11 protein-coding genes are annotated in these 14,907 nt (G+C 38.1%); 6 read left to right on the forward strand and 5 right to left on the reverse strand.

Annotated features, from left to right (window positions below; translation table 11 throughout):
- Positions 1-58 precede the first annotated feature (58 nt).
- A complete protein-coding gene (locus F938_RS12040; protein ID WP_005032081.1) occupies positions 59-643 on the forward strand; it encodes a TetR family transcriptional regulator in 585 nt (194 codons plus the stop codon).
- A gap of 14 nt (positions 644-657) precedes the next feature.
- On the opposite strand, the gene F938_RS12045 is transcribed toward F938_RS12040, so the two are convergent.
- The 3 genes from F938_RS12045 to F938_RS12055 form a co-directional block, all read right to left on the reverse strand.
- On the reverse strand, positions 658-1,920 hold the full coding sequence (locus tag F938_RS12045) for a serine hydrolase domain-containing protein (protein ID WP_005032083.1): 1,263 nt from the start codon (positions 1,918-1,920) through the stop codon (positions 658-660).
- 76 nt (positions 1,921-1,996) lie between these two features.
- Positions 1,997-2,851, reverse strand: coding sequence for a MaoC family dehydratase (locus tag F938_RS12050; RefSeq protein ID WP_005032086.1), 855 nt, complete (start codon positions 2,849-2,851; stop codon positions 1,997-1,999).
- 181 nt (positions 2,852-3,032) lie between these two features.
- Positions 3,033-4,424, reverse strand: a complete 1,392-nt coding sequence (locus F938_RS12055) for a 3-oxoacyl-ACP reductase (RefSeq protein ID WP_005032088.1) — start codon at positions 4,422-4,424, stop codon at positions 3,033-3,035.
- A 225-nt stretch (positions 4,425-4,649) separates the two neighbouring features.
- Between F938_RS12055 and F938_RS12060 the strand changes: the two genes are divergently transcribed.
- On the forward strand, positions 4,650-6,185 hold the full coding sequence (locus F938_RS12060; RefSeq protein ID WP_005032091.1) for an acetyl-CoA C-acetyltransferase: 1,536 nt from the start codon (positions 4,650-4,652) through the stop codon (positions 6,183-6,185).
- A gap of 148 nt (positions 6,186-6,333) precedes the next feature.
- Here F938_RS12060 and F938_RS12065 read toward each other — a convergent pair whose 3' ends face one another.
- Positions 6,334-7,452, reverse strand: a complete 1,119-nt coding sequence (locus tag F938_RS12065; protein WP_005032093.1) for an OmpW/AlkL family protein — start codon at positions 7,450-7,452, stop codon at positions 6,334-6,336.
- A gap of 672 nt (positions 7,453-8,124) precedes the next feature.
- On the opposite strand from F938_RS12065, the gene mdh reads away from it, so the two are divergent.
- The 3 genes from mdh to F938_RS12080 all read left to right on the forward strand — a co-directional run bounded on the left by mdh (position 8,125) and on the right by F938_RS12080 (position 11,400).
- Positions 8,125-9,297 (forward strand): iron-dependent methanol dehydrogenase, encoded by a 1,173-nt coding sequence (gene mdh / locus F938_RS12070; protein ID WP_005032094.1) that lies wholly within the window; start codon positions 8,125-8,127, stop codon positions 9,295-9,297.
- A 205-nt stretch (positions 9,298-9,502) separates the two neighbouring features.
- Positions 9,503-10,345 (forward strand): SDR family NAD(P)-dependent oxidoreductase, encoded by an 843-nt coding sequence (locus F938_RS12075; RefSeq protein ID WP_004824278.1) that lies wholly within the window; start codon positions 9,503-9,505, stop codon positions 10,343-10,345.
- Between the two features lie 92 nt (positions 10,346-10,437).
- Entirely contained in the window at positions 10,438-11,400 is a 963-nt protein-coding gene (locus F938_RS12080) for an alpha/beta hydrolase (protein WP_005032096.1), read from the forward strand.
- Between the two features lie 51 nt (positions 11,401-11,451).
- On the opposite strand, the gene F938_RS12085 is transcribed toward F938_RS12080, so the two are convergent.
- Positions 11,452-12,633 carry a sigma-54-dependent transcriptional regulator family protein gene (locus F938_RS12085; protein WP_005032098.1) on the reverse strand — a complete coding sequence of 394 codons (1,182 nt, stop codon included), beginning with the start codon at positions 12,631-12,633 and terminating at the stop codon, positions 11,452-11,454.
- A gap of 358 nt (positions 12,634-12,991) precedes the next feature.
- Here F938_RS12085 and exaC point away from each other — a divergent pair, with 358 nt between their 5' ends.
- A complete protein-coding gene (gene exaC / locus F938_RS12090) occupies positions 12,992-14,503 on the forward strand; it encodes an acetaldehyde dehydrogenase ExaC (RefSeq protein WP_005032100.1) in 1,512 nt (503 codons plus the stop codon).
- Positions 14,504-14,907 lie beyond the last annotated feature (404 nt).

Here is a 14,907-nt window from a genome sequence, read left to right on the forward strand (position 1 = left end):
GAACAAGTGTCCAACTTTGTTTAATATCTGTTTTGTAAATTAAGTTGAAAACCAAAGTATGAATTATTTAAATCGCGAGCAACGTCGAAACATGATTTTGGATGCAGCCAAACGTTTGGCGCTTCAAGATGGACTAAATGGTTTAACGGTACGTCGAATTGCGAGTGAAGCCCAAGTTTCTACCGGGCAAGTGCATCATCATTTTGAATCCAGCTCACACTTAAAAGCAGAGGTATTCATCGCTTTAATGGATCAGCTTGATGAAGTTGAAAATCTCATTACCACAGAGAGTAGTGTCGAACGTTTATGCTTATTACTCGGTATTGAAAATATTGAACAAACCCAACCTTATTTACGTTTATGGAACGAAGCAGAAGTTTTGATTGATCAGGATCAAGAAATTAAAAAAGCCTATAATATCGCAATGGAAAAATGGCATCTTGCTTTAGTGACAACGATTGAATATGGGAGAGGTCAACAAGAATTCAAGATATCCACTTCGAGTTCAAGCCAAGATATCGCATGGCGGCTTATTGCATTTGTCTGTGGATTAGAAGGCATTTATGAATTGGGTTTAAAAGGATTGGATAATCATTCTTTTAAGCACCATGTAGAGTTGGTGCTTAAAATGGAATTATTTTAACAACAAGGATTCAATTAAAACCACCCTTTACTGCCTTTTAAAAGCTTATCCGCACAACGCAGCGTTTCCTGAGTCAATCCCCACAGACGATAGTCACCTGTGATTGAACCAATTGCAAAATTATGGGTATAAGCAAAACTGAGTTCGCGCTGCGGATCACACCAAGCTCCAGAACCATTATAACCAATATGACCAAAGCCTTGTTTTGCACGCTTCCCCATGCTAATGACACGATGATAGCCTAGACGCCATTTCATCGGAATTGGCATGACACGATCTCTCTTAATCGATTGAATTTGACTTAATTCAGCAAAAACTTCAGGGCGAATAAATACTTTTCCATCCCAAACACCTTTATTTGCCATCATGGCATAAACTTTTGCCAAACTATTTGCAGTAAATACACCATTGGCTGCTGGAATAATCGCCTGCAATCCTTGATCACTGAAAAAACTAAAATCGCGCATTCCTTTTGGCACCATCGCATCTAAAAAGTCTTGCGGATTCTGACCAGTTAATTCCACCAATTTATCTGAAAAAGAGGGTTTGCGTTGCTTGGCTTTGTTTTTAGTTGATTTACCTTCTGCTTTTTGTTCGGGTATTGCTTTCTGAATCAAACGCGCAACACGATTTAATTCGGTGTTAGGTACACCAAAATATGCACCATCAAGTTGCAGTGGTTCCACTAGGTATTTTTGCATTAACACAGTAAGTGGCTGTTGAGTTGCTTTTTCCAATACACCTCCAACCAACCAACCAAAAGTGAGTGCCTGATAAGCAATATCTGTACCTATTGCAAAACGCGGAGTCGCCTTTTCAAGCACTTTAAGCATATGCTGCCAATCCGCCATTTCCACGGCGCTGTTGATGATATTTCGGATATCATACAAGCCGCTTTGATGGCTGAGAATATGACGTAAAGTCATATTTTGTTTACCATTTTCACCAAACTCAGACCAATAATTTACAATAGGCGTATCGTAATCTAAATAGCCTTCACTCACGAGAATATGCGCTAAGGTCGCAAGAATACCCTTTCCTGTGGAATAACAAACAGATAATGTATGCTCATTCCATTGTTCTGTTAGAGATTTCTGCCCCGTATAAATATCTATAACTTTCTCTTGCTGGAAATATACAGTTAAAGCAGCTCCACCATTTTCACATCGACCATCCTGTAAACGGCTAAATTGAATTGCAAGATCTTCAAAACGCTCATCTACATAACCTTGATAATTTTTAGTATTTGCAAAAATAATATCCGTCAAGCTACTCATTTTCCTACCCTATTTTTATTCATGCCTTTTTATTAAAAAAGCCTAAATCATCTCGACTTAGGCTTTGTATTTTATCTTATAAAGTTTTCACTACACCAGATACATGCGGTTTTTGTGACTTTTGATTACGAATCAGAAAATCAGTATCTTTGCCTGATGTTGCTGTCAAGAATTCAACCGTTGAAGGTAAATACATGGGTAATTTAAAGACAACATCTGCCTCATAAGCATCTGGTAAATTCAGACTCGCTAAAACTCTTGCTTTACTCCACATCCCATGAGCAATCGCTTGTTTAAAACCAAAGGCTTTTGCAGTCAACGCATGAATATGAATCAGATTAAAATCGCCTGATGTGATTGCATAACGACGACCTGTATTTTCAGAAACTTCCCATACCGCAGCGACTTGGAAATTAGGCTCTTTGGACTCTTTGGCTTTTTCAGAAACCACACCTTGTGTTTTTTGACGTGCCAAATAAGTGGTTAAACCTTGCATAACGATCTCATTACCTACTTTTGCAGTAGTTACAAAATCAAATTGAACACCTTTATCATGCGGTTTTAATTCACCAAATTGACACGATAAAGTTAACTGTTCATTCACACCAATTTTACGTGTCTGTTTTACTTGGTTGCGGATATGCACCAAACCCAAAATTGCAAAAGGAAATGCTTCTGAAGTCATCATATGCATTTGCAAACTTTGTGATAAAACAGCCAAATAAATTGCTGGAATATATCCATTGTTCTTAAAACCACATACTTCATTATAAGCTTTTAAATGGTTTGGATCGATTTTAAATGAGTCCACCACATATTCAACTTGCGGTAGTACCTTTTCACCTTTTGGCTTTTTAAAAACCAAACCCTGAATGACTTTTGGATAAGCTAAATATGGTTTTGGAAGTTGACTAAAATGGCGAGTATTCATACTAGACCTTTGCAAATTAATTCTTATTAAATATTAAAAAATCCAACACTAACGTTGGAAATCACGAATTATCAGTTAGAAAATGCAGTGTTTTCATACAGAAGTTAATCAGAGGCTGATTCACATCAATGAACCACACCTCTCATTTCCTGCACATTAAAACAGGACATTGCTTTAGGGATTATGCACCCAATAAGCTTTGACCACAAACACGTACGATATTTCCATTTAAACCAGTAGAAGCTGAAGAAGCAAATAGCGCAATAGTTTCAGCAACATCAACAGGTAAACCACCTTGACTCATTGAGTTCATACGGCGACCTGCTTCGCGGATTGCAAATGGAATGGCAGCTGTCATTTGAGTTTCAATAAAACCAGGAGCAACAGCATTAATGGTAATTCCATTTTTAAGTACAGGCGCTGTAAATTTAACTAAACCGATCACACCTGCTTTAGATGCGGCATAGTTGGTTTGACCTAGGTTACCTGCAATACCAGAAATTGAAGATACACAGACGATACGACCATTGGCATTTAACCCATCATTAGACAGTAAATAATCGTTGATACGTTCAGCAGCAGAAAGATTGATGTTGATGACAAGGTCCCACATCTCTTGTTTCATATTTGCCAAAGTTTTATCTCGTGTAATACCGGCATTATGAACAATAATATCCAAACCACCGTGCTGAGCTGCAGCAGCTTTGATTTTTTCACCAGCATCTGCAGCTGTAATATCAATCGCTAAAGTTGAACCACCGATTTCACCAGCAACGCGGTCTAGATCTGTTTGTTGTGGCGGTACATCTAAACAAATCACATGCGCACCATCACGCGCCAATACATGTGCAATTGCTTCACCGATACCACGACTTGCGCCAGTCACTAACGCGGTCTTACCTGCAAGTGGTTTCGCCCAATCCACATCAACAAGGTCACCTTTAGAAACACGAATCACTTGTCCAGAAACATAAGCTGAACGTGGAGAAATAGCAAAACGTAACGCTGACTCCAAGTTTTGTGCAGCATCTGCATCAACCAGAATAAGATCAGCAGCGATACCCTTTTTAAATTCTTTACCAACAGATTTAACAAAACCTTCTAATGCACGTTGCGCAATCGCCTGTTTAATCGTTGGTGCAGTTTCAGGTGTTAAACCAATGACGATAACACGACCAGAAGTCGCAATTTGACGTGCAATAGGATTGAAAAATTTGTGTAATTCTTGTAATTGTTCTGAATTTTGAATACCAGATGCATCAAATACAACGGCTTTAAACTTAGACTCTTTATCACCTTCGTTAAAAGCACCTACATTCAACCCTGATTTTGCAGCGGCTTGCTGTAGCTCTGCATTATTACCTGCATATGTATTCGCATGGATGTTACTTAAAACCTGAGCGATTTCACTGGTAAAATGTCCTTTTGGTGCTGCACCAAACAACACAGCACCCTTTACCACAGGCGTCGCAGATTCAAAGCGCTCTAATTGAATTGGTGAAGGTAAGCCTAGATTTTTAATGACAAATTTACCAATTGGAGATTTTGCAAATGCTTGGTATTGGTCAGACATGTTTGTTATCTCTCATCTCAAATTAATTTTATATAGATCATAAGTTATCTTTAAACTTCAGTGTAATATCTATGATCCATAAGTTTCTGTTAAATCATACTTGAGTTGCCAAAATGATGACTTGACCTGAAAGAATATGCAAATGTCATTTTAGTCAATTCGAGCAACCCTTGAATATGTTAATGTAAGCCCTAAGAATATTGCGAACATGCTTGGAAAAGCCTTATGAGCAAAACAACTCAAGACAATTCAAATGTTGAAAATTCTGCAACAGAATCTGTGTCAAATACATCAAAAGCTCGTACTCGTACGACCAAGACTGCAAACACAACTTCTGTAGCAGCAACTGCAGCAAGCACGACAAAAAAACCGGCTCGTGCTACAACTACAGCTTCACGTAGTAAAAGTGCTGCATCAACCACAAAAAAAGCAACCCCATCATCTACTAAAACTCAAACTTCTGGTCAACAGGACAAAACTATGAGTCAAAGCACTGTACGTCGTGTCGCAATTATCGGTGGTAACCGTATTCCTTTTGCGCGTTCAAATGGTCCATATTTCCGTGCTTCAAACATGGATATGCTAACAGCCGCTTTAAACGGCTTGGTTGAACGTTTCAACTTACAGGGTCAACGCTTGGGTGAAGTTGTCGCAGGTGCTGTTTTAAAACATAGCCGTGATTTTAACATGACACGCGAATGTGTTCTCAATACACAGCTTGCTCCTGAAACACCAGCTTACGACATTCAACAAGCGTGTGGTACTGGCTTACAAGCTGCTTTTTTGGTTGCCAATAAGATTGCATTAGGTCAAATTGAAGTCGGCGTTGCTGGTGGTGTTGATACAACATCTGACGCTCCAATCGCATTTGGTGATGGTCTGCGTAAAGCATTGCTTGAACTCAACATTGCAAAAACAGGTAAAGATCGTCTTAAAGCATTGGCAAAAATCAATGTTAAAGATTTGATGGACGCGCCAAAAAATGGTGAACCTCGTACAGGTTTATCTATGGGTGACCACCAAGCAATTACTGCTTTAGAGTGGGGTATTCCTCGTGAAGCTCAGGATGAACTCGCAGCATCATCACATCAAAAAATGGCGAAAGCCTATGAAGAAGGTTTCTTTGACGATCTAATCACACCATTCATGGGATTAGACAAAGACAATAACTTACGCCCAGACTCTTCAGTGGAAAAATTAGCTAAACTCAAGCCTGTATTTGGTAAAGGTGACGTTGCAACAATGACTGCTGGTAACTCTACCCCACTAACAGATGGTGCTTCTGTAGTACTTTTAGCTTCTGAAGAATGGGCAAAAGCCAATGGTCATGAAGTTCTTGCATATTTAACCTTCAGCGAAACTGCTGCCGTTGATTTTGTTGGTAAAAAAGAAGGTTTATTGATGGCACCTGCTTATGCCGTTCCACGTATGTTGGATCGCGCTGGCATTAAACTTCAAGACTTCGATTACTATGAAATTCATGAAGCTTTTGCATCTCAAGTACTTTCAACATTAAAAGCATGGGAAGATCCAAAATTCTGTAAAGAACGTTTAGGTTTAGATGTACCATTGGGTTCAATCGACCGTAGCAAACTTAATGTTAAAGGTTCTTCTTTAGCTGCTGGGCATCCATTTGCAGCCACAGGCGGTCGTATTCTAGCGACTGCTGCAAAACTGATTAATCAAAAAGGCTCAGGTCGTGTATTGATTTCAATCTGTGCTGCAGGTGGTCAAGGCGTAACGGCTATTGTAGAAAAATAAGTTCAATTCATCTTAAAACATAATCAAATTTAAAAAAGCATCCGTAATGGATGCTTTTTTTATGTTCATTTTTATAAGTTATAAAAAATGGTTAGCCGAAGCCAACCATTTAAAACCATCACTATTCTTAGGGAAAATAGTGTTGATTTTAAAAACGATACCCTATCCCTAAATAAGTGATTAAGGGGTCAATATCTACTTTGGTTTTTGAATGAATTAAACGATTGCCTGTATTGGCATCAATCACATCTATTTTGGCTTGATTATTTAATTTAGCATAAGACACAGAAGCGATCCCAAACCAATTACTGTCAATGTCATAGGTCGCCCCCAAACTCACGATCGGAGCAATTGCATCAGTTGTTTTGACCCGAACATAAGGATTGGCGCTGGACGGTTTCCCATCTAAGGCAGCCCCTGCCTTTCCATCCATAACATTCTGAATCATATGCCCAGCTGCAATCAAATCATTGTTAATCTGATGATTTAATTTAATATCTGTAAAACGTGAATACATCAATCCCACACCAATATATGGACGAAGTTTGTTTACCCCTGTTTGTCCAAATTGATATTGTGCTTCAACTGCTGGTGTCCAAGCACGAACTGACGCAGCTTTAGATTTATTGCCTAAATTGGTTATTGGTATTGCCTGATTTAAATCAATACCATCGGGGAATAAGATGCCAACCAGCTCACTGGGTGAAGTTGCTAAACCCGTCATTGGTGCAAAGATTTCCCCTTTTCCTTTGATATCAACTTTTGGCGGAATCCCTCCAATCAATTGTAATGAAACATTATCATTAATATAATAATTCAATGTTAACCCCAAGGTATCGACATCATCAGCCTCCAATCCTGTACCTGCTGACTGCCAATGCTCTAGACCATGAATATTTGCACTTCCAGCAACCTCTGGCAAAATATTCCCCTTACCATCGGTTAACAACGTCTTCATAAAGTCATCATTAAGAAACTCAGTTAAAACCTCTTTCTGATTGAATGGAACTCCGCCTAAGTCTTTTCCCATCGCATTCGGATCAACTGAGTTTAAAAAACTGGTTGTTGAAATACTGCCGACCGTTGCATTCGTACCATTTTTGACACGGGTATCAATATTAAATGGATTGGCTTTGCCTTGAGGCATGACATGTAACCAACCTGCTGATACTGAAAAACGTTTGTATTCATGTGCAGAGCTCAAACTGGCAATAGCGAATAATGAACTTGCAATAACTATTCTTTTTAAAGCAGATGTTTTTTTCATTTTTTATCCTTAAATTTGAGATTACCCAACCTTGGTAGTCCGCCTAAAAAACATACATAAAAAACAATATTTATGGTTTAAATTCTGATCAACAACATTCACAATAATTGATAAAAGATATTTTTATATTATTTATTTTTTTAAAATAATTTTTAATATTTCTTCTATAACAACATATTAATTTTACCATTTAGCATAAATTAACAATTATATGATATTTATAAAGTCTATTTTCCATAAAAAAGATTAAAATAAAAATATTAAATATCTCACATAAAATTTCACTTTATATTAATTCAACACATTATCAAAAAGTGAGAATTTAATGATTTTTTATAGATTCCTTTCTATCTTGTAAAAATATAAGATAAATATTCATTTATTTGACATTTCACCCTCTGTCAAAACAAAAAATGCCAAATAAAATTGTTTTTTGATCATTTTGACTTGTTTTAATTCAAACTCGCTAATTTTGGTCTGTAAGATTATAAAGAAAAACTTTATATCTTTTTTTAAACCATATAAATCATCATTTTATTTAGAAAAAAGATAGCTGGGTGTTTGGTAGGTTTTTAGTAGGTATGCAATCTGGTCTGCAATATTGATACTCAATCTCAAGGTGAACAACACCTATTGGAAACATGAAATAACAATGGTAGAAGGAATCGCACCATGGCTTTTAAAAATATTGCAGACCAAACAAACGGTTTTTATATCCCTTGTGTATCACTTTTTGGACCTGGCTGTGCCAAAGAAGTCGGTACAAAAGCTCAAAATTTAGGGGCGAAGAAAGCGCTCATCGTTACTGATGCAGGTTTATTCAAATTTGGCGTTGCTGACATTATTGTTGGATATCTCAAGGAAGCAGGTGTAGAAAGTCACGTATTCCCAGGCGCAGAACCAAATCCTACAGATATTAACGTTCACAATGGTGTGAATGAGTATAATGAAAACGGTTGTGACTTTATCGTTTCACTGGGTGGTGGTTCATCTCACGATTGTGCAAAAGGGATTGGTCTAGTTACAGCTGGTGGTGGTCATATCCGTGATTATGAAGGGATTGATCAAAGTAAAGTACCAATGACTCCGCTTGTTGCAATTAATACAACAGCAGGGACAGCTTCTGAAATGACTCGTTTCTGTATTATTACCAACACAGATACCCATGTTAAAATGGCAATTGTCGACTGGCGTTGTACCCCACTTGTTGCAATTGATGACCCTAAACTGATGATTGCAAAACCTGCCGCTTTAACAGCTGCAACTGGTATGGATGCACTGACCCACGCTGTAGAGGCTTATGTATCTACTGCTGCAAACCCAATTACAGATGCCTGTGCAGAAAAAGCAATTTCAATGATCAGTGAATGGTTGCGTCCAGCGGTGGCGAATGGTGAAAATATCGAAGCGCGTGATGCAATGGCATATGCACAATATTTAGCGGGTATGGCTTTCAACAATGCCTCTCTCGGTTATGTACATGCAATGGCGCATCAACTTGGCGGTTTTTATAATCTTCCGCACGGCGTATGTAATGCGATTTTATTGCCACACGTATGTGAATTTAACTTAATCGCCTGCCCTGATCGTTATGCAAAAATTGCACAGTTAATGGGTGTGAATACAGACGGATTAACCACCACTGAAGCTGCTTTTGCTGCAATTGATGCAATCCGTGAATTATCAGCATCCATTGGTATTCCATCTGGTTTAGCAGAACTGGGAGTTAAAGCTGAAGATCATGCTGTGATGACATCAAATGCTCAAAAAGATGCCTGTATGTTAACAAATCCACGTAAAGCAACTGATGCTCAAGTGATTGCGATCTTCGAATCTGCAATGTAATTCATTTGTATTTCACTTTACTACTTTAGCTAACAGCTTTTTTTGTTAGCCCATGTTGTGTTCTGGAATATTGTTTCGACAATATTCCTTTTTTTATGTCCTTTTTTAATTTTAACCTAAATGTGACAATACTGATTGTCATAAACATTGAAAAGATCAACAACCCTGTCTATGATGCTTAAAACATAAGCGGATTATTTCAGCAATGACAACAACAATCAAAACCATCATCATCACTGGTGCAAATACAGGGATTGGGCTCGCAACTGCAGAAACATTTGTCAAAGAAGGTCATCACGTTATTCTTGCCTGCCGTAATCCTGAAAAAGCTCAAGCAGCTCAACAATACTTACAATCTTTTGGCACAGGTCAAGTCGATCATATTACCCTTGATCTGAATAGTCTGGAGCAAATCAATGCGACAGCAAATGAAATTATTTCTAAATATCCTAAAATAGATGTATTGGTGAATAATGCAGGTATGATGACACCGAAACTCGAAGCAACAGAAGACGGTTTTGAAAAGCAGATTGGTGTGAATTTTCTCGGTCCATTCTTATGGACACTTAAACTGCTTCCGCTTGTCCAAAAGTCAGAACAAGGGCGCATTATCAATTTAGCATCTATGATGCACGTATTAGGCAATATCAAACCAGAAATTTTTAAAGCGGATCAAATTAAAAAATATAATGGTGTATTGAGTTATGCAAACAGTAAACTTGCTAATTTATTATTCAGCAATATTCTTGCCCAACAACTACAAGGAACCAATGTCACCAGCAATGCACTACATCCAGGTGGAGTAGATTCAGAAATTTATCGCGAACTGCCAAAATGGCAATATGCCATCATCAAGCTTGGACTCATTCCACCCTCAAAGCCTGCTGAATTAATCAAAAAAATTGCATTTGATCCATCATGGTCAAAACGTAATGGTGAATATGCGAGTTTGCAAACGCCTGCTTTTCGTTCAGCAAAAGCGAAAAATATGCAACTTGCTCAAAAACTATATGATGTCTCTTATCATCTTGTAAAAGACTATTTGTAATTTTGGGATTTTATAAAAGTCTGTTGACATTTCATCTAAGCATCTATGAAGTGTTAACAGGCTCTAATTAAATAAATATACAGGAATTCACCATGACCACTCAAATTCCACAATACCAAGCAGATATTCTTGGTGCAGGTTATGAACAACTGACTTTAAATTTTCCTGATGATTATGATGGTAAAGTCACCGCAACTCTAGTTCGCAAGCAAGCAGCTCAATCTACACAGAAAGCCGTACTGTATATTCATGGGTTTATTGACTATTTCTTTCAAACTGAGATGGCAGAGCAATTCAACCAGCATGGTTATGACTTTTATGCGCTTGATTTAAGAAAATATGGACGTTCTCATCTCCCTCATCAAAAATATTACTATGTGTTAAATCTGAACGAATATGATGCAGAAATAGCTCAAGCATTAGAAATAATTGGGCAAGAAGGTCATACAGAGATTGTTTTGGCAGGACATTCGACAGGTGGCTTGATTGCAACCTTATATGCTGCCCACAACCCACAACACCCACTCCTTCATGCTTTATGGTGTAACAGCCCATTTTATGACTTCAATATGCCCTCTTGGAAAAAGAAACTGGCACTTCCAAGACTCAGTGCATTGGGTAAACGTTTACCCAATTTAAAATTCCCAAGTGAATTAAATAAATGGTATGTCACCAGTTTGCATCAAGATTTGCAAGGCGAATGGAACTTTAGTTTAGAGTGGAAAAAGAAAACTTATCCGAAAGTGTATTTAAGCTTTGTCCATGCAATTTTTGAAGCGCAAAAAGAAATTCATCATGGTGTACGCCTCAATATACCGAGTTTAATTATGCATTCACATAAAACCACGTATCCTAAAAAATTTAATCAGGATGCACAGTCTACAGATGTCATTTTAGAAGTGAAAGACATCATCAAATATGCCAACAAAATCCAAGGTGATGTTAATGTGATGACCATACAGAATGGTTTACATGATTTAGTTTTATCTGCACCGCCAGTCAGAGCTGAAGTCTACCAGCAACTGTTTGCATGGCTTACGCAAAAACAGAGTTAAGCTGAATGAGTTCATCACCTTTTGTTTGATGATGCACTCAGAACTTGCCAATCAATGCTCATCTTTATATTTCATGAGCATCTGATGGGCTGGGTGCCCTACTGGTGTTAACTCAATCAAGCGCTCCACCGCATCGATTGCCTCGGGGAAATGCGCCAAATGTTTCAGTAATACATCTGTTTCATTGGCTTTAAAAATTGCTTCACTCAATCGTGATTCCAAACAATCTCGCCAAGCAGATAAAAACGGACTTTCTGTTTTAGCTAAAAAAACGCCTTTGCATAATTTTAATGCAGATTCGATATATCCTGCATCCAATGCATTTTCAGCTTGTAAAAAGTCAGCTTCAACATGAGCCAACAAACGATAAGGTCGTGACCCTAACATGCCCCCTAAAATATCTCTCAATTGAGACATTTCAGCTTTTAAAGTACCCACACTGACTTTACGCTCGCCATATAAAGCTTGATGTAAATTTTCCAAATTCATACCTTGGGGGCATAATGCAAGTATAGTCAAAATCTCGATTTGACGTGGCGTCAAGACCACAATTTTGCCATTGAATAAAACTTGCGGAACAGCGAAGGCACGAATAAATAAATGTTGTTGTTGAAATTCAAGTAATGCAGATTGGATAATTGAAGCACAACGTTCAGCAGCCAATAAACCCAAACTGTTGTGATAGTTCCATGTAGTCGAAAGATCAATGACACCCAAAACTTGTTTGGAATATGGATCTATAATCGGTGATGCATAACATACCCAATCATGTACAGAAGACATAAAGTGTTCGTTAGAAAACACGCAACTCGATTGCTGGGTTTTCAATGAAAGTGCCAAGGCATTGGTTCCAACCAAATCCTCTCGCCATTGTCCCCCTGCAATAAAATGCACGCGTTCTGCTGCATTACGCATTTGACCACTAGCAGCCGACCAAATGATGGTACTACCTATATCACCCACAGCAGCGACCATTGCAGATTGTTCCGCAATATGCGTCAACTCATCACTGCAATGTTCAATCGCTCTTTCTAATACAGTTTTACGTTCTTGCTTGACACTCATTAAAGGTGCAGCTTCACGATCTTTAGGAATTGCAGCTGAATTAGAGCGCTGCCATGAACTTAAAATACTCTGTCCAAGTTGATCAGCATGTTTTAAAGACAAACTACTGCTTTGACGTAACTGTTCGATTAAACTTCGTTTATGTGCTAACTCTTGTTGGCTTAACATACGCTACATTCCTCTGTAATTTGTCCAAAAATATCCGATTCCCTTCTGTTATTTTTATCCAACGGAACTGCTTATAAATCACTCTAGCACACTATCATCTTTACATTCACCTTGGTCAACACAACTAATACCAAAGCGTTAGAATAAAATCTTTTTTATCAATATTTAGCTGCTTTTCAACAAACAAGAAAACACTTTCAAAAATTAAATCATAGCGCAAATTTCTTTAGATTTTCATCCAACCTTTCTCCTACCTTTGACTCTCTATGCTCAAGCTATCATGTAAACAATCACTGTTCATACATGCAATATCCAGCAAATCATGAATGATCATGAAAATAAGTAAAGGGATACTCTTATGCGTTATGTCGATCCAAACCAACCTGGTTCAAAGGTTCAGTTTAAAGCTCAATATGAAAACTTCATTGATGGCAAATGGGTAGCACCCGTCAAAGGTCAATACTTTGACAATATCTCACCCGTAGATGGTAAAGCTTTTACTAAAATTCCACGTTCTTCCGCTGAGGACATCGAACTTGCCTTAGATGCAGCACATAAAGCGAAAGCCTCTTGGAACAAAGCATCTTCAACAACACGTTCTAATTTACTGTTAAAAATCGCAGATCGTTTAGAAGAAAATTTAGAGTTATTGGCAGTTGCTGAAACCTGGGAAAACGGTAAACCAATTCGTGAAACACTTGCCGCGGATATTCCTTTGGCGATTGACCACTTCCGTTATTTTGCAGGTTGTTTACGTGCTCAAGAAGGTGGCATATCTGAGATTGATGAAGATACGATTGCCTATCATTTCCACGAGCCTTTGGGTGTAGTGGGTCAGATTATCCCATGGAATTTCCCAATTCTCATGGCTGCATGGAAGCTTGCACCTGCACTTGCAGCAGGTAACTGTATTGTTTTAAAACCTGCTGAACAAACACCATCGAGTATTTTGGTGCTTGCTGAACTGATTCAAGATATTTTACCGCCAGGTGTACTCAATATTGTCAATGGTTACGGTGTTGAAGTAGGTCGTCCACTGGCTACCAATCCACGCATTGCTAAAATTGCATTTACAGGTTCAACTGCTGTTGGACAAATGATTATGCAATATGCAACCGAAAATATTATTCCTGTTACGCTTGAACTCGGCGGTAAGTCTCCAAACATCTTCTTTGAAGATGTGATGGATAAAGATGATGACTATTTAGACAAGGCACTTGAAGGTTTTGCAATGTTTGCATTGAACCAAGGTGAAGTGTGTACTTGTCCATCTCGCGCATTGGTTCAAGAAAGTATCGCTGATAAATTCTTGGAATTGGCAGTCGAACGTGTAAAACGTATCAAGACAGGTCATCCTTTAGATACAGACACCATGATTGGTGCACAAGCTTCTGAAGAACAACAAAATAAAATTCTGGGTTGTATTGCAACAGGTCGTGCTGAAGGTGCACAACTGCTTACAGGTGGTGGAGATCGCCAAGAAGTTGGACAAGGTTTCTATATTGAGCCAACGATTTTTAAAGGCGACAACAGCATGAAAATTTTCCAAGAAGAAATTTTTGGACCTGTATTGTCGGTTACAACCTTTAAAGATTATGATGATGCAATCAAAATTGCCAACGATACCATGTATGGCTTAGGTGCAGGTGTATGGTCACGTTCAGCGCATACATCTTACCGTGCAGGTCGTGCAATTGAAGCGGGTCGTGTATGGACCAACTGCTACCATATCTATCCTGCCCATGCTGCATTTGGTGGTTATAAAAAATCAGGTATTGGTCGTGAAAATCACAAGATGATGTTAGATCATTATCAACAAACCAAAAATTTATTGGTGAGCTACTCAACCAAAGCAATGGGTTTCTTCTAAGTTCTTAGCTTGGTTTTGATTCATAGAAAAGCGAACTACGGTTCGCTTTTTTAATTACATGATTTAAATATTTATACAGGTTTAATCATCATTTTAGCTTAAACAGTTATTATTTTATTTAACCTGAGTTCGATGTAATTAAATCTCTAACTCATTGAAAAAATAATAAATCTCCATGGAGTCTTGCTGCGTTTTCATCCAATTTTAGGATAAGGAGCGGAGCTCCGCAAGCGCAACCATCAATAGCGTTTCATTTCTCTTGATCAATAAAATGAAAGCGATCAATAGATTGTTTGATGATCTAAAGCTTACACTGCCATGCTTTACTTCTAAAGTTTAAATTGTTTTGCGTAGACGATGCCTCACTTTTCAGAGATGAAAAGTGACAAAAATCTTTCGTTGAG

It is taken from the genome of Acinetobacter bereziniae LMG 1003 = CIP 70.12, from assembly GCF_000368925.1.
Taxonomy (GTDB): domain Bacteria; phylum Pseudomonadota; class Gammaproteobacteria; order Pseudomonadales; family Moraxellaceae; genus Acinetobacter; species Acinetobacter bereziniae.